The 20,311-nt window shown below is 69.3% G+C and carries 22 protein-coding genes; 8 read left to right on the top strand and 14 right to left on the bottom strand.

What is annotated here, in order from left to right; all coding sequences use genetic code 11:
• Window positions 1–2 precede the first annotated feature (2 nt).
• The 8 genes from glmM to ACFVHY_RS12650 all read left to right on the top strand — a co-directional run bounded on the left by glmM (window position 3) and on the right by ACFVHY_RS12650 (window position 8,434).
• Complete coding sequence (gene glmM / locus ACFVHY_RS12685) at window positions 3–1,349, top strand: phosphoglucosamine mutase (protein ID WP_390272193.1); 1,347 nt, start codon at window positions 3–5, stop codon at window positions 1,347–1,349.
• Complete coding sequence (locus ACFVHY_RS12680; protein WP_390272191.1) at window positions 1,346–2,050, top strand: HAD family hydrolase; 705 nt, start codon at window positions 1,346–1,348, stop codon at window positions 2,048–2,050. Before glmM ends, ACFVHY_RS12680 begins: the two co-directional genes overlap by 4 nt.
• A 165-nt stretch (window positions 2,051–2,215) precedes the next feature.
• On the top strand, window positions 2,216–2,596 hold the full coding sequence (locus tag ACFVHY_RS12675) for a hypothetical protein (RefSeq protein ID WP_390272189.1): 381 nt from the start codon (window positions 2,216–2,218) through the stop codon (window positions 2,594–2,596).
• A complete protein-coding gene (locus tag ACFVHY_RS12670; protein WP_390272188.1) occupies window positions 2,593–3,750 on the top strand; it encodes a hypothetical protein in 1,158 nt (385 codons plus the stop codon). Before ACFVHY_RS12675 ends, ACFVHY_RS12670 begins: the two co-directional genes overlap by 4 nt.
• On the top strand, window positions 3,747–4,007 hold the full coding sequence (locus tag ACFVHY_RS12665; RefSeq protein ID WP_137809238.1) for a hypothetical protein: 261 nt from the start codon (window positions 3,747–3,749) through the stop codon (window positions 4,005–4,007). Before ACFVHY_RS12670 ends, ACFVHY_RS12665 begins: the two co-directional genes overlap by 4 nt.
• A gap of 10 nt (window positions 4,008–4,017) precedes the next feature.
• The gene (locus ACFVHY_RS12660; RefSeq protein WP_390272187.1) at window positions 4,018–5,007 is read left to right on the top strand and encodes an alpha/beta hydrolase; all 990 of its coding nucleotides are present in this window, start codon (window positions 4,018–4,020) and stop codon (window positions 5,005–5,007) included.
• A gap of 100 nt (window positions 5,008–5,107) precedes the next feature.
• Window positions 5,108–6,970 (top strand): glutamine--fructose-6-phosphate transaminase (isomerizing), encoded by a 1,863-nt coding sequence (gene glmS, locus ACFVHY_RS12655; protein ID WP_390272185.1) that lies wholly within the window; start codon window positions 5,108–5,110, stop codon window positions 6,968–6,970.
• Window positions 6,971–6,979: 9 nt separating this feature from the next.
• Complete coding sequence (locus tag ACFVHY_RS12650; protein WP_390272183.1) at window positions 6,980–8,434, top strand: NAD(P)H-hydrate dehydratase; 1,455 nt, start codon at window positions 6,980–6,982, stop codon at window positions 8,432–8,434.
• Here the strand turns inward: ACFVHY_RS12650 and ACFVHY_RS12645 are convergent.
• The 14 genes from ACFVHY_RS12645 to ACFVHY_RS12580 all read right to left on the bottom strand — a co-directional run bounded on the left by ACFVHY_RS12645 (window position 8,382) and on the right by ACFVHY_RS12580 (window position 20,255).
• Window positions 8,382–8,924 (bottom strand): hypothetical protein, encoded by a 543-nt coding sequence (locus tag ACFVHY_RS12645; protein ID WP_390272181.1) that lies wholly within the window; start codon window positions 8,922–8,924, stop codon window positions 8,382–8,384. The genes ACFVHY_RS12650 and ACFVHY_RS12645 overlap by 53 nt on opposite strands.
• A 58-nt stretch (window positions 8,925–8,982) precedes the next feature.
• Complete coding sequence (locus tag ACFVHY_RS12640; protein WP_390272179.1) at window positions 8,983–9,942, bottom strand: NAD(P)-dependent oxidoreductase; 960 nt, start codon at window positions 9,940–9,942, stop codon at window positions 8,983–8,985.
• Window positions 9,942–10,760 (bottom strand): class II aldolase/adducin family protein, encoded by an 819-nt coding sequence (locus ACFVHY_RS12635; protein WP_390272177.1) that lies wholly within the window; start codon window positions 10,758–10,760, stop codon window positions 9,942–9,944. The genes ACFVHY_RS12640 and ACFVHY_RS12635 overlap by 1 nt, the downstream gene beginning before the upstream one ends.
• 2 nt (window positions 10,761–10,762) lie before the next feature.
• Window positions 10,763–11,947, bottom strand: coding sequence for a histidinol-phosphate transaminase (hisC, locus tag ACFVHY_RS12630; RefSeq protein ID WP_390272175.1), 1,185 nt, complete (start codon window positions 11,945–11,947; stop codon window positions 10,763–10,765).
• A 51-nt stretch (window positions 11,948–11,998) separates the two neighbouring features.
• On the bottom strand, window positions 11,999–13,012 hold the full coding sequence (locus tag ACFVHY_RS12625; protein ID WP_390272173.1) for an LLM class flavin-dependent oxidoreductase: 1,014 nt from the start codon (window positions 13,010–13,012) through the stop codon (window positions 11,999–12,001).
• Complete coding sequence (locus tag ACFVHY_RS12620; RefSeq protein ID WP_390272171.1) at window positions 13,009–13,311, bottom strand: TIGR04076 family protein; 303 nt, start codon at window positions 13,309–13,311, stop codon at window positions 13,009–13,011. Before ACFVHY_RS12620 ends, ACFVHY_RS12625 begins: the two co-directional genes overlap by 4 nt.
• Window positions 13,308–13,628, bottom strand: a complete 321-nt coding sequence (locus ACFVHY_RS12615) for a hypothetical protein (RefSeq protein ID WP_390272169.1) — start codon at window positions 13,626–13,628, stop codon at window positions 13,308–13,310. Before ACFVHY_RS12615 ends, ACFVHY_RS12620 begins: the two co-directional genes overlap by 4 nt.
• Window positions 13,625–14,875, bottom strand: coding sequence for a hypothetical protein (locus ACFVHY_RS12610; protein ID WP_390272167.1), 1,251 nt, complete (start codon window positions 14,873–14,875; stop codon window positions 13,625–13,627). Before ACFVHY_RS12610 ends, ACFVHY_RS12615 begins: the two co-directional genes overlap by 4 nt.
• 35 nt (window positions 14,876–14,910) lie before the next feature.
• Window positions 14,911–15,627, bottom strand: a complete 717-nt coding sequence (locus ACFVHY_RS12605) for an SDR family NAD(P)-dependent oxidoreductase (protein WP_390272165.1) — start codon at window positions 15,625–15,627, stop codon at window positions 14,911–14,913.
• A complete protein-coding gene (locus ACFVHY_RS12600) occupies window positions 15,624–16,382 on the bottom strand; it encodes an amino acid ABC transporter ATP-binding protein (RefSeq protein WP_390272249.1) in 759 nt (252 codons plus the stop codon). Before ACFVHY_RS12600 ends, ACFVHY_RS12605 begins: the two co-directional genes overlap by 4 nt.
• A 53-nt stretch (window positions 16,383–16,435) precedes the next feature.
• Complete coding sequence (locus ACFVHY_RS12595) at window positions 16,436–17,284, bottom strand: amino acid ABC transporter permease (protein WP_390272163.1); 849 nt, start codon at window positions 17,282–17,284, stop codon at window positions 16,436–16,438.
• A 53-nt stretch (window positions 17,285–17,337) separates the two neighbouring features.
• Entirely contained in the window at window positions 17,338–18,264 is a 927-nt protein-coding gene (locus ACFVHY_RS12590; protein ID WP_390272161.1) for a transporter substrate-binding domain-containing protein, read from the bottom strand.
• Window positions 18,265–18,447: 183 nt separating this feature from the next.
• Window positions 18,448–19,386 (bottom strand): alpha/beta hydrolase, encoded by a 939-nt coding sequence (locus tag ACFVHY_RS12585; protein WP_390272159.1) that lies wholly within the window; start codon window positions 19,384–19,386, stop codon window positions 18,448–18,450.
• The gene (locus ACFVHY_RS12580) at window positions 19,383–20,255 is read right to left on the bottom strand and encodes a PaaX family transcriptional regulator C-terminal domain-containing protein (protein ID WP_390272157.1); all 873 of its coding nucleotides are present in this window, start codon (window positions 20,253–20,255) and stop codon (window positions 19,383–19,385) included. Before ACFVHY_RS12580 ends, ACFVHY_RS12585 begins: the two co-directional genes overlap by 4 nt.
• Window positions 20,256–20,311: the final 56 nt, after the last annotated feature.

The following is a 20,311-nucleotide window of genomic DNA, read 5'->3' as shown; positions in this document are numbered from 1 at the left end:
TCTTGGCACGCCTTTTCGGAACCGACGGCGTCCGAGGCCTGGCCAACGACGAGCTCACCCCCGAGCTCGCGTTGCGCCTGGCCTCGGCCGCCGCGGTCGTTTTCGCAGAGAGTTCGGCGACAGAATCGCACCGGCGTCCGCGTGCGGTCGTCGGACGTGATCCGCGGGCATCCGGCGAGATGCTGGAAGCCGCGGTGTGTGCGGGGCTCGCCGCCACCGGAGTCGACGCGATCTGCGTCGGCACCGTGCCGACCCCGGCGGTCGCGTTCCTGACCGCGGACTACCACGCCGACTTCGGCGTGATGATCTCCGCGTCGCACAACCCCATGCCCGACAACGGGATCAAGTTCTTCTCCGGCGGCGGGCACAAGCTCGACGACGCGGTCGAGGACCGCATCGAAGCGGCCATGGACGGCGAGTTCATCCGCCCGATCGGGGCTGCGGTGGGCCGGATCGTCGCTGCGCCGGACGCCGGCGACCGCTACCGGCGCCACCTAGCACAGGCCGTCGACACCCGACTCGACGGATTGACCGTGGTCGTCGACTGCGCGCACGGGGCGGCGTCGGAGCTCGCTCCGCAGGCTTACGCCGACGCCGGGGCGACGGTCATCGCGATCCACGCCGAGCCGGACGGCCTCAACATCAACGCCGACTGCGGGTCCACGCACATGGACAAGTTGCAGGCGGCCGTGCTCGAGCACGGAGCCGACCTCGGACTCGCCCACGACGGTGACGCAGACCGTTGTCTCGCAGTCGATTCCACGGGTCAGATCGTCGACGGCGATGCCATCATGGCCGTGCTGGCGACATCCCTGAAAGACCAGGGCAAGCTCCACGACGACGTGCTCGTCGCGACCGTCATGAGCAATCTCGGACTGCACATCGCCATGCGCGAGGCCGGGATCACCGTGCACACCACCGGGGTCGGGGACCGGTACGTCCTCGAGGAACTGCGGCGGGGCGGTTATTCGATCGGCGGGGAACAGTCCGGTCACATCGTCGTCCCGGGTTCGGGCACGACGGGTGACGGCATCTTGACCGGGCTGATGCTGATGGCGCGGATGGCCGCCACGTCGACGCGGCTCGCCGACCTGGCCGGCATCGTGACGGTGCTGCCGCAGGAGCTCATCAACGTGCGCGTGGGCGACAAACACGCAGTGGCGCAATCACAATCGGTGAAGGAAGCGGTCGTGGCCGCCGAAGCCGAGCTGGGGGAGACCGGTCGCGTCCTGCTGCGCCCGTCGGGAACCGAGCAGCTCGTCCGTGTGATGGTCGAAGCCGCGACCGCCGATCAGGCGCTGGCGGTGGCCGGCCGTCTGGCCGACGTCGTCCAGGGGGCCGGGGCATGACCGGTGGGGCACCGCGCGCGGTCCTGTTCGACTTCTCCGGCACCCTGTTCCGCTTCGAGGCGCGCGACGAGTGGTTCGCCGACCTGCGCGACGACACCGGTGCCGAGTTCGACCGCGACCGTCAGGCGGACATCATCCGGCGCATGGTCGCACCCGTCGGTCTGCCCGACGGCGTGGTCGGTGCCGACCAGGACGCCTGGGAACGTCGCGATCTCGACCCGGCGCTGCATCGGACCGGTTACCTGGCGTTGCTGCGCACGGTCGGGATGAGCAACGTCGACCACGCGAACGCTCTCTACAACCGGGTGCTCGACCCGTCCTCGTGGGTGCCGTTCGCCGACACCGTCGCGGTGCTGCAGAAGCTCGGTGCGGCCGGGGTACCGGTCGGCATCGTCAGCAACATCGCCTTCGACCTGCGCAAGGTCCTGGCCCTGCACGGCGTCGAAGACCTCGTCTCGGCGTTCGCGCTGTCGTACGAGGTCGGGGCGATCAAACCCGACCCCCGGATCTTCCACGCCGCGCTCGACCCGCTGGGTGTGCCGGCCGGTGAGGTGCTGATGGTCGGGGACAGCGAGACCGCCGACGGCGGGGCACGCGCCCTCGGCTGCGCGTTCGCGCTGGTCCACGACGTCCCGGCCGCCGACCGGCCCACCGCTCTGCTCGACGCCGTGACCTCGCACGGCATCGAACTTCCCGACTGATCGCTCGCCTGATGGCGCACTGGCGCCTCGCCCCTCCGTACGCGACAATGTCCTGCGTGTCCGGAGAAGTCCCGGGAACCGGCGGCCGCTGCCGTGCGTCCAAGATTGCAGGCCGCTCGGACGGGATCGCGGTGAACTGGCGGACGCGCGTCGGGGAGGGGTGACATGAACGGCGACGGTGCGGACGGTGTCGGGTCGCGCCCGATCTCGATGGACACCGCCCAGGTGTCCGCGGTGTCGTCGTACTACCGCAGGTCCGCGCTGGTGTTGTCGGCGGTCGCCGACGATCTGTCCGCACACGACTTCGGGACCTGGGCTCGGGAGTCGATCGCAGGAGACGAGAACCCGGTCGCCTTCGGGCCGTCGGCCGCGGCGTACGCCGAGATGAGCTCGACGCTGTCGCGCCGGTTACGGGTGCAGGCCACGGCCGCTGCGGCGCTCGCGGACACGCTCCGCAACAGTGCGCTGACCATGGCGGACGGGGATCGGCGTGTGGCGGGCGAGATCTCGCGAGCGCTGCCGCATTCGGGGGTGGGCGGCCGGTGAGACGAGGCGTGGACTCGTTGTCGGTGCTCAGGTCCGACGCCCGGGGTGGCGTCGAGACGTTGATCGAACTCGTGGCGGCCGGGCGTCTCATGGGGGTCGCCGCCCCCGACGATGCCACCCTCCGCAACGGACTCCGCGTGGTCGACGGATTCGACATCGCGGCCCTGTCCGCGGACAGCCGCGCCCTGGTGTCGGCGCACCGGGCCGTGTCCGAACAACTCCACCATCTCCCCGAACAGCAGGTCCGCCTCGACGACGGCTGGAACAGCGAGTCCGCGACCGTCGCCCTCACGACGGTCATCGACCATCAGCGTCGCGCCGAATCGGACCTGCACATCCTGCGCACGCTCACCGACGCCACCTCGGCCGCGGCGTCGGGCATCGACCGCCTGCTGCGCACCTTCTATCTGACCGTCGCCCGGTTGTCGGCACCGACCGCGGCCGGGGTGCCGCCGGCGGAACTGCCGCAGGCGGTGCTCACCGGTCGCGTGCCGATCGGGGTGGCGGTCGAGGACATCTCGTCCCGGCTGGGCCTGTTCAGCACCTCGCTCGAGACGACGACCCGCGGGATCGCCGGAATCCTCGACCTCCTCAACCGGTCCGTCGACGGCATCGACGACGAGGCCTACCCGGTCGACGCCGGGCCCCCGGACGCCGTCCCGGTCGTGTCGCCGGGGTCACCGTCCGCAGCGGCACCGGCTCAGACCGTCGCCGCGCCCGCACCGGGACCCCAGACCTGGATGGCCGAATCGACAACCGATGCCCGGCCGGCGGAAATCGGGGCGGCGACCGCCGCGGCACGATCAGAGCCCCCGGCGTCGATGTCAGGGGTCGCCGCGTCCGAGCCCGCGGCGTCCGTGTGGCCGTCGGAACCCGGCGAGTCGGCGCGCGCCCCCCGCGACGACGGCGTCGACATCCCCTTCCGGCTGGGCGGCCCCGAGGGACACGACGCGCCCGTCGCGTCGGGGCCGACGGCCTCGGCCACCGTCGAGGCGGCAACCGGAGCGGTCGCCGAAACCGAAGCCGCGGAACAGAATCGGTCGGAACAGAATCGGTCGGAACAGAATCGGTCGGAACAGAATCGGTCGGGGCCGGAACCGGAGGCATCGCCGGACCGGTCGTCGGGTGATCTGGCGTTGGCGGGTGACCAGTGAACCTCGCCGACCAGATCGAGGCCCTCGCCCGCACCGCGACCGCCGGCGTCGCCGAGGCGTCACACGTGTTCTCCGCTCGGCAGCGGGACCTCGAACTCGCGATGGACGAGCATCGCCGCAACGCGGTGCGGTCGGAGACGCAGCAGCTCCGGGACGACCTCGAGAACGCCGCCGACGCCGCGGACGCCACCCCGGGCATCATGCTGCCGGCCGACGTGGCCGACGCCAGTCCCCATCTGCCGCCGCGCAACACATAGGCTGTCTGCTGTGCCAGGCAAGAAGCAGCAGAAGCCGACGCAGTCGCCCGCGAAGCTGATGAAGGCGCTCGCCCGACGCGGTCCCCATCGCGTGTTGCGCGGCGACCTCGGGATCGTCGGGACCCCGGGTGTCGTGTTCACTCCCGCCGAGGGCGAACGGCTCCCCGCCATCGCGTTCGGGCACGGGTGGATGACGTCGGTCGAGCGCTACCGCGACCTGTGCCACCACCTCGCGTCCTGGGGCATCGTCGTCGCCGTCCCGGCGGGTCAGCGAGGCCTGCTCGCGTCCGACGACACGATGGCCGCCCAGCTCCGGTCAGCGCTGTCGATCGTGACCCGGGTTCCGCTCGGCTTCGGCGAGATCACCGTCGACCCGCGCAAGATCGGGTTCGCCGGCCACGGCTTCGGTGCCGCCGCAGCGGTATTGGCCGCGTCGGAGGGCGTGCTGCACGGTCAGCCGCATCCGCCGGCCCGGGGGGTGGTCGCACTGTTCCCGGCGCCGACGACTGCGCAACTCCTGCCCGCGGCCCGCCGGGTGAGTGCTCCGGGACTCATCGTGTCGGCGATCGGCGAACTCGACACCATCGACGGCAACGCCCTTCCGCTGGCACAGGCGTACGGGTCGGCGTCGGCCGCCGATCCCCGTCCCGGTGTGGTGCTGCGTACCCCGCCGGCCGCGACCTCCCGCGGGCTGATCGAGCACCGGTCGATCAAATCACTCCTCGGCGGCAACGGCGCCGACAAGAAGACGCACACCGCCGCACGCGCCCTGACCACGGGATTCCTGCTGCGCACTCTCGACGACGACAGCCGGTACGAGGCCTTCGCCGACGCCGACACTGAGCTCGGCAAGGTGCCCGCGGTGGATCTCGACGATCCGCCGGAGATCCAGGACAAGATCGCCAGGTTACTCGGCGCGAAAGAGCGCAAACGCCGCCGCGCGGCGAGCCCGGTGCCGTCCCGGGCGCCGAACGCGGTGGTGCCCGACACCATCGAGTGACGTCCGTGCCGCGTCACCCGGTGGCGGCCTGCTGTGACCCCCGCTCGGCACCCGACGCGCCGCGCCGCCGCTCGCGCGTCCGCAGGTACCCTGACTAGCTATGTGTGGAATCGTGGGATACGTGGGGCGGCGCGATGCCCTGGACATCGTCGTCGACGCGTTGCGGCGGATGGAATACCGCGGGTACGACTCGGCGGGCGTCGCGATCCTCGACGGCGAGGGAAGCACCGCGATCCAGAAGAAGGCACTCCGGCTGGAGAACCTCGAGAAGCAGATCGCCACGGTCGGGCGCGAGTCGCTGTCGGGCACGACCGGGATCGGACACACGCGGTGGGCCACGCACGGCAAGCCGACCGATCGCAACGCGCATCCGCACGCCAGTGACGACCGCAAGCTCGCCGTCGTCCACAACGGCATCATCGAGAACTACGCCGAGCTTCGCGCCGAACTCGAGGACGACGGCATCGAGTTCGCGTCCGAGACCGACACCGAGACCGCCGTGCACCTCGTGTCGAAGTACTACGCGTTCGGGCCGACCGCCGGCGACTTCGTGGCGAGCGCGTATGCGGCGCTGCGTCGTCTCGAAGGTGCGTTCACGCTCGTGTTCACCCATGCCGACCACGCGGACACCATCGTCGCCGCGCGGCGGTCGACCCCGCTCGTGGTGGGTGTCGGGCAGGGCGAGATGTTCCTCGCGTCGGATGTGACGGCCTTCATCGAACACACCCGGGACGCGGTCGAGCTCGGCCAGGACGAGGTCGTGGTGATCACCGCCGACTCGTACACGGTCACCGACTTCGACGAGAACGCCCGGGACGGCAAGCCGTTCCACATCGACTGGGATCTCGCGGCCGCGGAGAAGGGCGGCTACGACTTCTTCATGCTCAAGGAGATCGCCGAACAACCGCGCGCGATCGCCGACACCCTCCTCGGGCATCTGCAGAACGGTCGCATCGTGCTCGACGAGCAGCGCCTGACCGACGACGACCTGCGCGACGTCGACAAGGTGTTCGTGGTGGCCTGCGGTACCGCCTACCACGCCGGGCTGCTGGCCAAGTACGCGATCGAGCACTGGACGCGGCTCCCGGTCGAGATCGAACTCGCCAGCGAGTTCCGCTACCGCGACCCGGTTCTCGACCGGTCGACGCTGGTGGTGGCCATCTCGCAGTCGGGTGAGACCGCCGACACGCTCGAAGCGGTCCGGCACGCGAAGGACCAGAAGGCGCGCGTCCTCGCGATCTGCAACACCAACGGGGCCCAGATCCCCCGGGAGTCCGACGCGGTTCTCTACACCCACGCGGGCCCCGAGATCGGCGTCGCATCGACGAAGTGCTTCCTCGCGCAGATCGTCGCCGCCTATCTCGTGGGGCTCGCGCTGGCGCAGGCACGCGGCACGAAGTACGCGGACGAGGTCGCCCGCGAGTTCGCGGCCATCGAGGCGATGACCGACTCGGTCGCGCAGGTGCTGGACACGATGGAGCCGGTCCGGGAGCTGGCGCGTTCGCTGGCGCACCACAACACCGTGCTGTTCATCGGCCGGCACGTCGGGTATCCGGTGGCGCTCGAGGGCGCTCTCAAACTCAAGGAACTCGCGTACATGCACGCCGAGGGATTCGCGGCCGGCGAGCTCAAGCACGGGCCGATCGCGCTGATCGAGGACGGGCTCCCGGTGATCACGGTCATGCCCTCGCCGGACGGCCGCGCCGTGCTGCACTCGAAGATGGTCAGCAACATCCGCGAGATCCAGGCCCGCGGAGCCCGCACGATCGTCATCGCCGAGCCCGACGACGCGGCCGCCCGTGCCGTCGCCGACGAGTTCATCCCCATCCCGAAGACGCCGACGCTCCTGCAACCGCTGGTCTCGACCGTGCCGCTGCAGGTGTTCGCGGCGAGCGTCGCGCAGGCCCGTGGTTACGACGTCGACAAACCGCGGAACCTGGCCAAGTCGGTGACCGTCGAATAGCGATTCCGCATGCCGATCCGGTACCTGACGGCCGATGAGATCCGCGCCGCCGAGCGGGCGACGGGGAACCTGCTCACCGACGGCGTCCTGATGCGCCGGGCGTCGCACGGGGTCGCCCAGGTGATCGCGGCAGAGCTGAGCCGGACCGGCGGATGTTATGGACGGTCGGTCGGGCTGGTCGTCGGTGCGGGGGACAACGGCGGCGATGCGCTGTTCGCCGGTGCCGAGCTGTGCCGCCGCGGCGTGCGGTTCGACGCGGTCCTGCTCGCCCCGGACCGCGCCCACGCCGCGGGGCTGCGGGCATTCCGCGCCGCCGGCGGACGGATCGGCGAGCGGCTCCCCGACGGCCTCGACGTGATCGTCGACGGCGTGGTCGGACTCGGTGGCCGGGGGCCGCTGCGGGCGAATGCCGCCGAGGTCTTCGCGGCGGTCGGTCCGGAGACCACCGTCGTCGCGGTCGACCTGCCGTCGGGCGTCGACGCCGACACCGGTGAGGTCCACGACCCGGCGGTCCGTGCCGACATCACCGTCACCTTCGGGGTCCGTCGCCGCGCGCACCTGCTCGCCGCCCCGCAGTGCGGGCGGGTCGTCCTCGTCGACATCGGCCTCGGTGACCCCGCCGATTCGGTGCTCGCCACCGTGACCGACGACGAGATCGACTGGCCGACACCGGGTCCCGGGGACGACAAGTACACGCAGGGGGTGGTCGGGGTGATCGCCGGTTCGCATCGGTACCCCGGTGCGGCCGTCCTCGCCACCGGCGCGGCGGTGACCGCCACCTCGGGGATGACCCGGTTCGTCGGCTCCGCCCACGCCGCGGTGGTGGCGCAGTGGCCGGAGGTCGTCGCCACGCCCGACCTCGCCGATGCCGGACGCGTGCAGGCGTGGGTCCTCGGCCCCGGCATCGGTACCGACGATGCGGCCGCGACGACCCTGCGCACCGTCCTGGACACGGATCTGCCGGTCCTGGCCGACGCCGACGCGCTCACCCTGATCGCCCGCGACCCCGGGCTCGTCGACGGGCGGACGGCACCGACGCTGCTGACCCCGCACGCCGGCGAATTCGCCCGCTTGACCGGTACCGAACTGGGCGCCGACCGGCTGACCGCCGTCACCGGTCTCGCTGCACGGTGGGGCGTCACGGTGCTGCTCAAGGGGCGAATCACGCTGATCGCCGACCCGACGGGTCACGTACTGGGCAACGACGCCGGGTCGTCGTGGGCCGCGACCGCCGGGGCCGGCGACGTCCTGTCGGGGATCGCCGGGGCCCTGCTCGCCGCCGGGAGGTCGCCGCTGGTCGCCGGTGCGTCGGCGGCGCGCGTCCACGCCCGGGCGGCGCAGCTCGCGAGTGGCGGCGCGCCGATCGGGGCGTCGGCGCTGCTGGGGGCGCTGCGGCCGGCGATCCGCGAGTTCACCACGCCGCCAGCACGAACGCGAGCGGGTACAGCGCCGTCAGCACGCTGAACGCGGTGACCGACGACAGCACGATCGCGTCGGCGATGGCGCCCGGGCGCCGAAAGGCGCCGTGCCTGACCCGCTGGACGAACGACACGACGAGACCCGCGCAGGCAGCGATCGTCATGAATACTCCCACGCCGAAGGCGACGAGTGCCGCGACCCCGTACCCGTCGGCGGGTTCGCCCGCCATGGCGTGCCCGAGGGCGAGAAGGAAGAGCACCGCGGCCGTGGCGAACGCCACCCACGCGATCGTGTTGGCGGCCCACGACGTCAGCGATGCGCGCAGGCCCGGCCGACCGGGGCGCGCGGGCGGGACGATCGGGTCGACGGGCACGAAACCGGCGGGCGTGAAGCCGGTGGGCACGAACTCGGTTGAGTCGTGGGTCGGGGGTGCGAGACGGGTAGGGGTGAGAACGGCGGGGTCCTGCGAATTCGAGTGCGTGTACATGGTGACTTCCGGTGGATGCGGCGGTTCGGGATCAGCGTCGGGGTCCACTCAACCGTCCCGCCCGACGCCGCGCATCGGTGTGACTACTCAGACCACCCTCCCTGCGTCACCGGTTGAGCACGTGGACCAGCGGCTCCCCACCGGCCACGGCGACGATGTTGTCCCGGACGGCACCCACCTGGGCGGCGACGGAGTTGCCGGTCACCCCTGCGACATGCGGACTGAACAGGACGTTCTGTTCGGCGATCAGCTGCGGATCGAGCTGCGGGGGTTCGGTCCCGAACACGTCGAGGGCTGCACCTGCCAACGATCGGTCGCGGACCCGTTCCAGGACAGCCTCCTGGTCGACGATGCCGCCTCGGCTGACATCGATCAAAACGGCGTCGGCGGGCAGCGCGGCCACCGCAGTGCGGTCGACCAGGCCCAAGGTGTCCGGTGTCCGGGCGATGGCGATGATCACCACGTCGCTCGTGGAGAGCACCTCCGGCAGGGTTCGCCATATGGCACCGGCGATCCGAGAGCGTGGAGACCAGTACGACACATCGCACCCGAGGGCCGAGTACATCCCACATAGGCGTGAACCGATCTGACCGGCACCGACTACTCCGACCCGACTGCCGCGTAGTTCTCGCGGACGGGCCTGCTCGAGGATGTCCAGCTGGGGCCACCGACCGTCGCGGACCTCGGCGTCTGCCCATCGGTAGGACCGCAGCAGATTCATCGTGGCACCCAGACACCACTCGGTGACGGCCCAGGAATTGGCCGGGCCGATGTTGGCCACCGGGACACCCCGCCGTGTCCATGCGTCCACATCGATGGTCTCCACACCGGCTGTCGGTTGCTGAACGAGTGCGACGTCCCGGGCGAGTGCGGCCTCGGTTTCGCCCAGCCGCAACTGTCCCGACCAATCGCCCACGATGACGTCGCAGTACGGCAATGCCTCGCGGAGCGCGTCCGAGGTTTGTTCGGACAGTCGCGTCACCTCGACGTCTACTCCTCGCGGTGCCACCGCGTCGAGGAGCGCCGCGGACGGATTGGGCGGTAACAACAGAATCCGGAGACCCATCAGACGCCCGTTCCCCACATCTCGGCGAAGTCGGGCTGCTCTCGGCAGATTCGCGGAATGATCGCCTGGAACTGGAACCAGCCGACCGCCTCGCCGCCGACGGTGGCTCCAGTGGCGACTGCGGTGTCGTGGTCGAGCATGGTAGGCGTTCCGGCGGCCAGCGCGATCAGTTCGGCTTGCATCGACCGTTCCATCGTGATGAACCACCACACCGCCGACTCGACGGTTGTGCCGACCGTGAGATGCCCGTGGTTGGCGAGGATCGCCGCCTTGCGCTCGCCGAGTGCCGCCGCGATGCGGCGTCCCTCCTCGGCCGCGAAGACCACACCGTCGTAGTTGGGATAGAGGATGTGGTCCTGATAGAACGCGCACGCATCCTGGGTCATCGGGCCCAGCTCGCGGCCCGTCGCGGAGAAGGCCTTGCCGTACAGGCCGTGTGCGTGGACCGCGCCGACGACGTCGGGACGGCTGTCGTGGATTGCGGCGTGGATGGCGAAGGTCGCACCGTTGAGCGGTCCGGAGCCCTCGACGATCGTGCCGTCACTGTCGACGAGCACCAGGTCGTCCGGACGGATCGCACCGAAGTATGCGCCCCAGCGCGCGGTCCAGAAGTGGTCGGGGAGTTCGGGATCGCGCGCGGTGATGTGGCCGGCGACCCCTTCGTCCATCCCGAACCGGGACAGCAGCCGGTAGCCACCGACGAGCGCGATCTTACGACGGTGGCGCTCCTCGTCGATCGACGTCGAGGGTTGTCGCAAGGGGATACCGTGGGGCTGACTGATGGGAACGGTTGTGGTGGTGTCCGTGACGAGGGGCATGATCACTCCTTGGGTGTGGTCCGGGCGGGTGAGGTGCCGGCCGTGGTCTGGGTGGGCGTGGTCCGGGTGGGCGTGGTCTGGGTGGGCGTGGTCTGGGTGGGCGTGGTCTGGAAGCGCCGGGTGCCGGCGGCGAGTTCGAGCAGACGCGTGTTGGCTTCGGTCTCGCCGATCGAGACCCGGACCCCGGTGCCGGCCAACGGCCGGACCGACAGGCCCAGCTCGCCCGCCTCGGCGACGAATCGGGTCGCGTTCTCGGCATCGGGGAAGGTGAACCAGACGAAGTTGCCCTGCGGGTCTCCCACATCCCAACCGATCTCGGCGAGACCGTGCACGACCCGGGTTCGCTCGACGACCAGGTCCGCCACTCGCTCGAGCAGTTCGGTGCGCAACTGCAGTGAGGCCACCGCCGCCGCCTGGGCCGGCAGACTGACCCCGAACGGGATGGCCACCGCACGCAGGGCCGCGGCGATCTCGGGCGGTGCACAGGCGTAACCCACCCGCAGGCCGGCGAGCCCATAGGCTTTCGAAAAGGTCCGGGCCACGGCGACGTTGGGGTGACTCATGGCGATCGCGATGCCGTCGAGCGGATCGTCCATCCGTACGAACTCGGCGTAGGCCTCGTCCAGGATCACCAGAACGTGCTCGGGTACCGCTTCGAGAAAGTCCATGACCTCGGTGTGGGTCAGGGACGCCCCGGTCGGATTGTTCGGTGTGCAGAGGATCACGGCGCGGGTGCGGTCGTCGATGCGAGACGCCATGGCCGCCAGGTCGTGGCGGCCGCCGGTGGTCAGGGGCACCTGTTCGGACCGTGCGTTGCCGGCGAGCACGGCGATGGGATACGCCTCGAAACTCGGCCACGGGTAGACGACGCTGTCCCCGGGGTCGCAGACGCTCGAGATCAGGTCATAGATGATCGCGGTGGAGCCGGTCGCCACCGCGAGATTCGCGGCCGGGACTCCCAGGCTGTCGGCCAAGGCCGCATACAGCTCCGCGTTGCCCATGTCGGGGTACCGGTTGGAGTCGCGGGTCGCGCGGTCGACCGCCTCCACCACACCGGGCAGGGGAGGGTAGGGGTTCTCATTGGACGACAATTTGTATCGTGCGACACCGGGTATGGCGGCCGGCGCCTTGCCGGCCACATAGGGCGGCATGGCGCTGATGCTCGACCTGACGTGCAGGGTGGTCATTCGATCTCCGTATTTCACTGTTGTCTTTGTTAATTGGGGGGGGGTGAGGGTTCACGCGTCGGCGAGCCGGCGAAGCTCGGGAAGCACCTGAGTACCGATGAGCTTCAGGGCCTCATACGGGTCGGCCCCGATCGGCGGCCCGAAGGAGATGTGCCGCGCGCCGGCGTCGATCAGCTGTGCGCACTGGTCGATCACGTCGCCCACACCTCCGACGATGCCGAGTCCGAGCATCGCCTCGGTCACCGACGCGATCGCGGCGTCGATGCCTTCGGTGTCGAGTAGTCGTTGGGTGGCGGCGAACTCGTCCGGATCGAAGCCGTGCTGGGCGAGGACCGATGCCGGTAGGGAACCGGAGTAGAGCGCGATCTGGTGTGCCATCGCGTGTCTGGCCTCGGCAGGGTCATCGGCGATCGACGCCCACACACAGGCGGCGATGTCGAGGTCGGCGAGGTCACGACCCTTGTCGGCGGCGCCGGTCGCGATCTCGGCCATCGCCGAGAACACATGGCGTGGTGGCAGGCAGAGCGGGAGGGCGCCGTCGGCATGACGACCGGCGACGCGCAGCATCTGCGGACCCATGGCGCCGACATAGACCTCGACCTCGTTGGCGTACCGCGGGACCGCGAGACCGGTCCAACCGGCTGCGGCGCCGGCCACCCCGGCCGGGCTACGTCCGGCCGAGAGCTCCTTGATCGCCACCACCGCATCGCGGGTGCGGGCCACCGGCCCGGTCGGTGGTGTGATGCCCGCCTTGGCGTAGAACACGTCCGAACCGGCCCCCACGCCCACGATGAACCGGCCACCCGACAGTTCCTGGAGGCCGGACGCGTACATCGCGATCTGTCCGGGGTGCACGGTGACAGGGTCGACCACCCCGCATCCGAATCGAATCCGCCTGGTGCGGAGTGCGATCGCGGCCAGACTCACCAGGCCCGGTTCACCGAGGAAGTCGTTGCCGGTCCAGACCTGGTCGAACCCGGCCTCCTCGGCGAGCTCGGCCTTGGTCACCACGTCGGCCACGCCGATGTGGGATCCGATTCGGGCACTGAACACGAGGCCGGTCATCCGGCATTCCTTTCGGTTGATGGGTTGGCGGCGTCGTCGAGCACGCGCACCCGCATCCGCACGGCTTCGGGTGCATCCGGGCAGGCGAGCAATGGGGACGCGGTGAGGTAGTCGTCGGCGTCGGTCGCGTCGAGGCGGCCGAGCACCACGGGTAGAACGTTGGCGATCGCGAAGTAGCAGAACTTCTTTCCTTCGGGAACGATGACGCCGGTGGCGGACAGGTCGAAGTGGTCGCCGATCGCGAGTCCACAGGCCGAGTAGTTCATCGACTCGACCGTGCAGCGCACGGTGACGCTCATGACGTCGTACCGGGCGGGTCCGTCTCGGCCACCAGCGTGATCACCACGTTCTCCTCGACGTGGGGGCACAAGAAGTAGGGTTTGCGCAGGAGCCAGTCGTCGGCGGGAAGAGGCATCTGGCGGGTACCCAGACACGGCAGGACTGCCGACAATGCCTTGGGACAGAACGGTTTCCCGTTGGTGGACATCCCGGACTCGTCGACGACGACGTGGTCGCCGACCCGGATGCCGCATCGCGGCGCGTCGGCCCGGTCGATCACCACGCGCACTCGAGGTGTGGGGCCGACCATCATGGGCGAGCCGGAGTCGGTGCTCATGCGCGTTCGGCGAAGAGCTCGCGGGCGCGCTCGACCGGAGCCGACCCGGAGGTGTCCACACCTCCGCTGGACAGTCCGGCACGGGCGAGTGCGCCCAGGTGGTCGCGACGCGTACCCGCGTGTGACAGAGCGCCGTAGGCGTCCCGGAGCACGCGTTGCATCGGGTCGATGTCGCGGATGAAGCCTGCTCGCGCCAGATCTGTGGTGATGTCGACGACCCGGCGTAGGGCCAGTCCGGCTACGGCGTTGACGCCGGTCATCCTGGCCTGGGCGGCGGGTGTGAGGACCTTGTCGGAGAAGATGATGTCGTCGGTGATGTCGGCGATGGCGCGGCTTCCGGCGTAGGCGAAGTCGACTTCGGCGACGGCCTCGCCGAAACGCTGGAGCATCGCGACGTCGAGGTGTGCCACACCGCGGGCCGAGATGATGTCGGCGGTGAGCTCGACCAGGTGGCGGGCCACGCCGAGAGCCACGCCGGTGAGTGCGAAGTGGCTCAGGTGGACGCTGCGGTTGAGCGGGTCCTTGGTGTGGTCGTACTCGGCGTCGCGGTCGAAGGAGTGCGAGGCGGGGACGAAGGCTGGTTCGGTGATCACATACGAGGTGCTCCCCGAGCCTCGGACCCCGAGCACCTGCCAGTTGTCCGACGTGGTGATCGCCTCACGGGGGAGCCAGATCCCGAGGTGGAGCTGTGCGCCGTTGGGGCCGATCACAGGCTGATCGCCGTCGAAGACGTTCGCGCTGCCGATCACGTACTCGGCGGTGTAACTGCCGCTGCCCCAATCCCAGCGGCCACTCACGAGGTATCCGCCCGGGACCAGCTGTGCGCGGCCGCGCGGGTGGAAGGAACCGCTGGTCGGCATGTCGCGAGTGGGGTACAGCTCGGCATAGGCCTCGTCGCCGAGCCGGGCCGCGTAGAAGCCGGTCGCGTTGAGTACGGCGACGTTCCAGGCGGCCGACGCGTCGACGGTTGCCACCGCGGCGACTACATCGAGCTGTTGGCGCAGACCCATCTCGAGGCCGCCGCGGAAGGCGGGGAAAGCCATCTGGAACAGGCCGCCGCGACGGAAGGCGGTCTCGAGCACGGGGGTCAGGCGGGCGATCTGCTCCATCTCGTCGGCTTCGTCGGCGACGAGGTCGAGCAGCCGCCGGGCGTTGGTGGCCACGGCCTCGGCCGAATCGACGGGGAGTAGGTCCGGGATGAGTGTATCCGTCACCGCCGGTCCGGTGGCGTTGGCTGTGATTGTCATGGTCTACCTCGAATCATGTTGGAATGCTTGATCAATCAGGTGATCGGCTCGCCACCGGTCACCCAGATCGTCTGTGCGGTGACGGCGGCATTTGTCACCAGGGACAGGACCGTGGTCGCCACGTCATGTGAAGTGGGGAAGTCGGACAACGACATCCGTGTGGTGAGGGCGTCGGCCGCAGCGACCCATCCGGGGTCCGTGTCGACCGGATCGCCGGGGTCGACGACGCGACCCGGGGCGACGATGTTCGCCGTGATCCCGGCGCGCCCCTCCTCGACCGCGATGAAGCGCGTCAGCGTGGTTGCGGCGGCCTTTGCCGCGCCGTAGGCACCGTGTCCGGGTATCGGCCGCGCCATCAGTGCTCCGGCCAGGTAGACGATCCGTCCCCGACCGGCGGATCGCATCCCGGGGATCACTCGCGCACACAAGGCGGCGTGGCCGGTCACGCCGGCGAGTTGGGACGCGAGTTCGTTGCTTCCGAGCTGCGCGATCCGGGTTTCCCCGGGTGCGGGTGGATGGGCGGCGTTGATCAGCACCTCTACCGGCCCCAGGCGGGCCTCGAGGTCGCTGATCGCGGCGTCGACGGCCGCGGCGTCGGTGATGTCGCAGGCCGCCCCCCACCGGGCACCGCGGGGGAGATCGCCGGAACGACTGAGGGCGCCGACATGTATGCCGTTGTCCGACAGGAGCCCGACGATCGCCCGCCCCAGTGGACCGGTGGCCCCGGCGACGAGCGCGACGGTGGTGGTCACCGCAGCACCGCGGACAGGAACGTGCGGGTGCGGTCGTGGGTGGGGGAGTCGAAGACCTGTGCGGGCGGACCGACTTCCACGATGCTGCCGGCGTCCATGAACACCACTCGGTCGCTGACCTCGCGAGCGAAGCCCATCTCGTGGGTCACCACCACCATGGTGATCCCGCCGGTACGGGCCAGGTCCTTGATTACCGAGAGCACCTCGCCGACGAGCTCGGGGTCGAGTGCGCTGGTGGGTTCGTCGAACAGCATCACCTTGGGGCGCATGGCGAGTGCCCGGGCGATCGCGACCCGTTGCTGCTGGCCACCGGACAGCTTCGACGGGTACGAGTCCGCCTTGTCGGCGAGTCCGACGCGCGCCAGTAACCGGCCTGCATGCTCTCGCGCGGCCGCGGGGGATTCCCGCTTGACCCTGATCGGCGCGAAGGTCACGTTCTCCAGTGCGGTCATGTGCGGGAAGAGGTTGAAGTGCTGGAACACCATCCCGATCTCCAGGCGACGACGACATGCCTCGGATTCGCGCAGTTCGTACAGCTTTCCCCGCTTGAGCCGGTAACCCACCAGGTCACCGTCGACGGTGATCGAACCGGCCGAGATGTCCTCGAGATGGTTCATCGTGCGCAGCAACGTGCTCTTTCCGGATCCCGACGGTCCGATGATGCAGACCGTTTCGCCGCTCACGATGTCGAGATCGATTCCCTTGAGGACCTCGGCGGTGCCATAGGACTTGCGGACTCCGGCGATGTGGATCATCGCCTCGTCGGGGACGAGACTCGTTGAGCTGGTGCGGGTGTCGGATTCGGTGGTCATTTGGTGGCCGCCCTTCGCTCGAGAAAGTGCTGACCGATCGAGAGGAGGATGATCACCAGCAGGTACCAGATGGTTGCGACGATCAGCATCTCGATGGTGCGGAAGTTGACGCCGGAGATGCCGAGGACTGCCGTCATGAGGTCACCGCCGGCGATGACCGACACGATCGCGGACGCCTTGAGGCCTCCGATGAGTTCGTTGCCCAGCGGCGGGATGATGATCCGCAACGCCTGGGGTAGGACGATGTATCGCAACGTCAGGCGGCCGTCGACGCCGAGGGCCTTGGCCGCCTCGTGTTGACCCACGCCGACCGACAGCAGCCCCGCTCGGACGATCTCGGCCATGTAGCCCGAACCGGTCAGCGCCAGCGCGATCACCGAGGCGACGAACGGGGTGACCACCTGTTGCACCTGGAAGGAGACCAGAGGCCCGGAACCGAACGGACTGGCGATGCTGATCGTGTTGATGAACAGCCCGAGGTTGCCGACGAAGATCAACAGCACCACCAGTGGGATACCGCGGAAGAAGAAGATCCAGATCGAGGCGAAGCCGGAGAGGATCGTGCTGTCGGAGATCCGCATGACGCCGATCACCACTGCCAGGACCACGGCGATGCCGACGCCGAGGACCGTCATCTCGAGGGTCATCAGCAGTCCTTGGAGGACACCGCCGTCGAGGAGGAAGTCGCCGACGACCGACCACTCGATGTTGGGGTTGACCACGAAGCCATAGGCGCAGTAGGCCACGATCGCGATCAGCACCGTCGCGCTGATCATGCGACCCCAGTGCCTGACCGGGACCACCCGCAGGCTGTTGACATCGACGTGACCTGCGACCCGGGTCACGTCGGGGGAATGTACTGCAACTGAGTTCGACATCGGCTACTCGCTCTTCGGGATCATTTGGTGCCGGCGGGGGTACCGGTCAGTGGATTGACCGTGATCTCGTCGATGTCCACCGAGGAGTCGGTGGCGTCGTGGTCGGCGAGGATTCGTGCGTAAGTGCCGTTCTCGCTGAGGCGACGCAGCGACTCGGCCAGGGCGGTGGCCAGCGAACCGTTCTTCTTGGACACCGCGATCGCGGTGTAGATCGGTTCGATCTCCTCGTCGGGGACCACGACCGCGGTGAGCGCGGAGTCGGCGGCGACGGCGCTCTTCTGGCTGGGAGTGGTGTCCAGCCACGCATCGATGGCGCCGGAACGCACGGCGTTGACGGCGGCGGCACCACCCTGGAACTCGGAGATCTCGATGGGGTTCGAACCGCACCGTTCGTCGCTGACCGCCCGCACGCTGGCCACCTGCACGCCGCCGACGGGGGCGCCGACGGTCTTGCCGCACATGTCGGCGAGTGAGGTGATGCCGGCGGCCTTGTCGCCCGACATGAGCAGGGACTCGGTGGTCTTGATGAACGGCACGAGGTCGAATTCGCCGGCCTCGCGCTCACGGGTGTCGGAGATCTGCCCGAACAGTGCGTCGACGGCACCAGATTGCAGCCCCGGAAGCTGGGCGGGCCACTGCATGTTGCGCCACCGCGGTGTCAGCCCGAGATCGTTGCCGATCGCCGCGGCCAGGTCGGGTGCGATTCCCAGGGGTTGAGAGGTGTCGGACGGGTCGACACCGACGATCGGCGGAGTCGACCATTCGGCGCCGAGTTCGAGGGCGCCGCTGGCCGCGATCTGTGCGGGCAGCCCGCTGGCGGGTGTGCCGGCTCCGGTTGGCTCCGAGATTGTTTCGGTGGAGCAGGCGCCGAGGGCAACGGCGAGCGCGGCGGCGACGCAGGCGCCGGACAGTGAGGTCGTGAGCTTCGCAAACGATCGGGAGGGCATGAGGGGATTCCGTTCCTGTGGCGTGATTTCCCGAATGGGAGAGTCGATTTCAGATGATTCTGTCGGTCGGTGATGACCGGGGGATTGGGTTGTCGTTACAAGTACATTTCATGTTTGTACTTGTCGTCACAAACGTGAGATGTCGTCGTGGGATGTCGTCGTGGGATGTCGGTGGGGGTGCTCTCAGCGCCGAGCCGGGACGCGAAGGAGGTGGCAGCCTGCGGCGAGCAGCGGATCGTGTAGGGATGCGGTGTCGGGGACCTCGGCCTCGGTGGACACCACCGTGGTGTATTCGTGTCCGTAGCGTTCGAGAAAGTAGCGGATCTCGTTGGCGTCCACCGATATTCGGGTCGGAGACGGTGTGATCAGGGCGAGTCTGCGCGCAGGCGTGACCCCGGCGCCGGTCAGTGTCGTCGCCACCTGTGCGACCGCCGCGTCGGGAACTCCTGGCGTGACCGCGATCCCGAGGCGGCGCCCGCGAGGCCGGTGCAACCGGGTGAGTGCTTCCGAGAGTTGCTGCGGATCGCTCGCATCCGTGAGAGGTGTTCGCGTACAGGACGAGGCGTCCGCTGCCGGGGCGGGCCACGCGCCGGTGAGGATCCAGTGACGGGCCGGTGCCCATGCGCCGAGTCGAGACGCCTCGTTGAGGTGCCCCCCGGTCGGAAGGGTGACCACGCGGACTCCCGAATCCGCCGGGTGGTCGAGGAGATGTCCGTTGCGCCACGGGTCATCCCGCGCGACGACGAGGACGGGTGGTTCGACGGACAGGGACCGCAGGACTGCCGGCTCGGGTTCCGGGGTGAGATCGGGCCAGGGGCGTCGGCTCGGACCGGGTGGGGCGACCAGAAGGACGCGGCGCGCGGCCGGGACGGGACCGCCGTCGGTCGCCAGCCGCGTCCAACAGGCCGCCGAGAGGCCATGTGCGATCACGACGGCATCGGGGCCGAGGTGTCGGCGAAAGACCCTGCACCACTTGTCCGGATCGGGATTGTCCAGGTCGGGCAGCAGGGGATAGGACACCTCGATCCCGTCGTCGCACAGGAGCTGGGCGAGGAGGATCTGCCAATGCCCGGCGGTGCGCCGGAACTGGGCGCCGTCGAGCATCACGACCGGCCCGATCATCGTGGCAGTCCTTCGCGATGGGCCGACATCGCCGCCGGCCGGCCGGTGATCTCTTCGATGAACCGGACCGCGGGCCGCTCGAGGGTGTCCCCGAGTTCGAGGAACCTCGGAATGCTGACCGTACCCGGCCAGTCCGCCGACATCAGCGACGACGGCAGCGCGGGATCGACGTAGGTGATGGGTCGCCAGAGGTCGAGTGCCTTGGTCCAGCCGTGGAAGGCGGTCCGCGGATCTGATGACCGTGCGTAGGCCGTCATGGCCTCGGCGTGCGCGCGCAGGAAGTGATCGTGGAGGTGCCGGGCGAGCTCGAAGTCCCACCACTTCGCCACCGCCACCTCCGGTTCGGTGGCGCCGTGGATCTCACTGACGATGAAGGTGGTCACGTGTCCGGTCAGGCCGAGCTCGGCGACCATCTCGTGTACCTCGTCGTCCATGTACGCCGGGCAGATCCAGAGTCCACTGGCGACGCTCCCGCATCCCATCCAGGTGAGGCGTCGGCGTAGCTGATGACGCAGGCCACGATCCTGCTCGGGAACCGAGAAGGAGATGAGGCACCAGGGGTCGGAGTCGCTCATCAGACGCGGCCGGACGTAACGGAGGATGTCGCGGGCGAACACCCGGGCGGCGCGTTCGGATGCCACGTACCCGGGAGTGGGATCGAATCGCGCGACCAGATGGCCCTTGGCCTTGAGGCGTGCGAGGGCGGTGCGCGCCGGCTTGTCGGCGACTCCGACCGCATCCATCAGGGCGACGATGTTCGACGTCGACAATGAGGTCGGCTCGCTGCCGACGGTGACCCCCAGGATGGTCCTGAGCAGGGACGTCGCACTCCCGGGTCGGGAGTCGAATTCATCGACGATCTTTTCCACCGGTGTCTCCCCTCGAGCTGATGTCGAGAACATATCACCGATGTAACGGTCGTTTT

Source organism: Gordonia sp. NPDC127522, from assembly GCF_042672305.1.
GTDB classification, from domain to species: domain Bacteria; phylum Actinomycetota; class Actinomycetes; order Mycobacteriales; family Mycobacteriaceae; genus Gordonia; species Gordonia hongkongensis.
The sequence above is the reverse complement of the archived record's forward strand: the minus strand, read 5'-3'. Positions and strand labels throughout refer to the sequence as shown.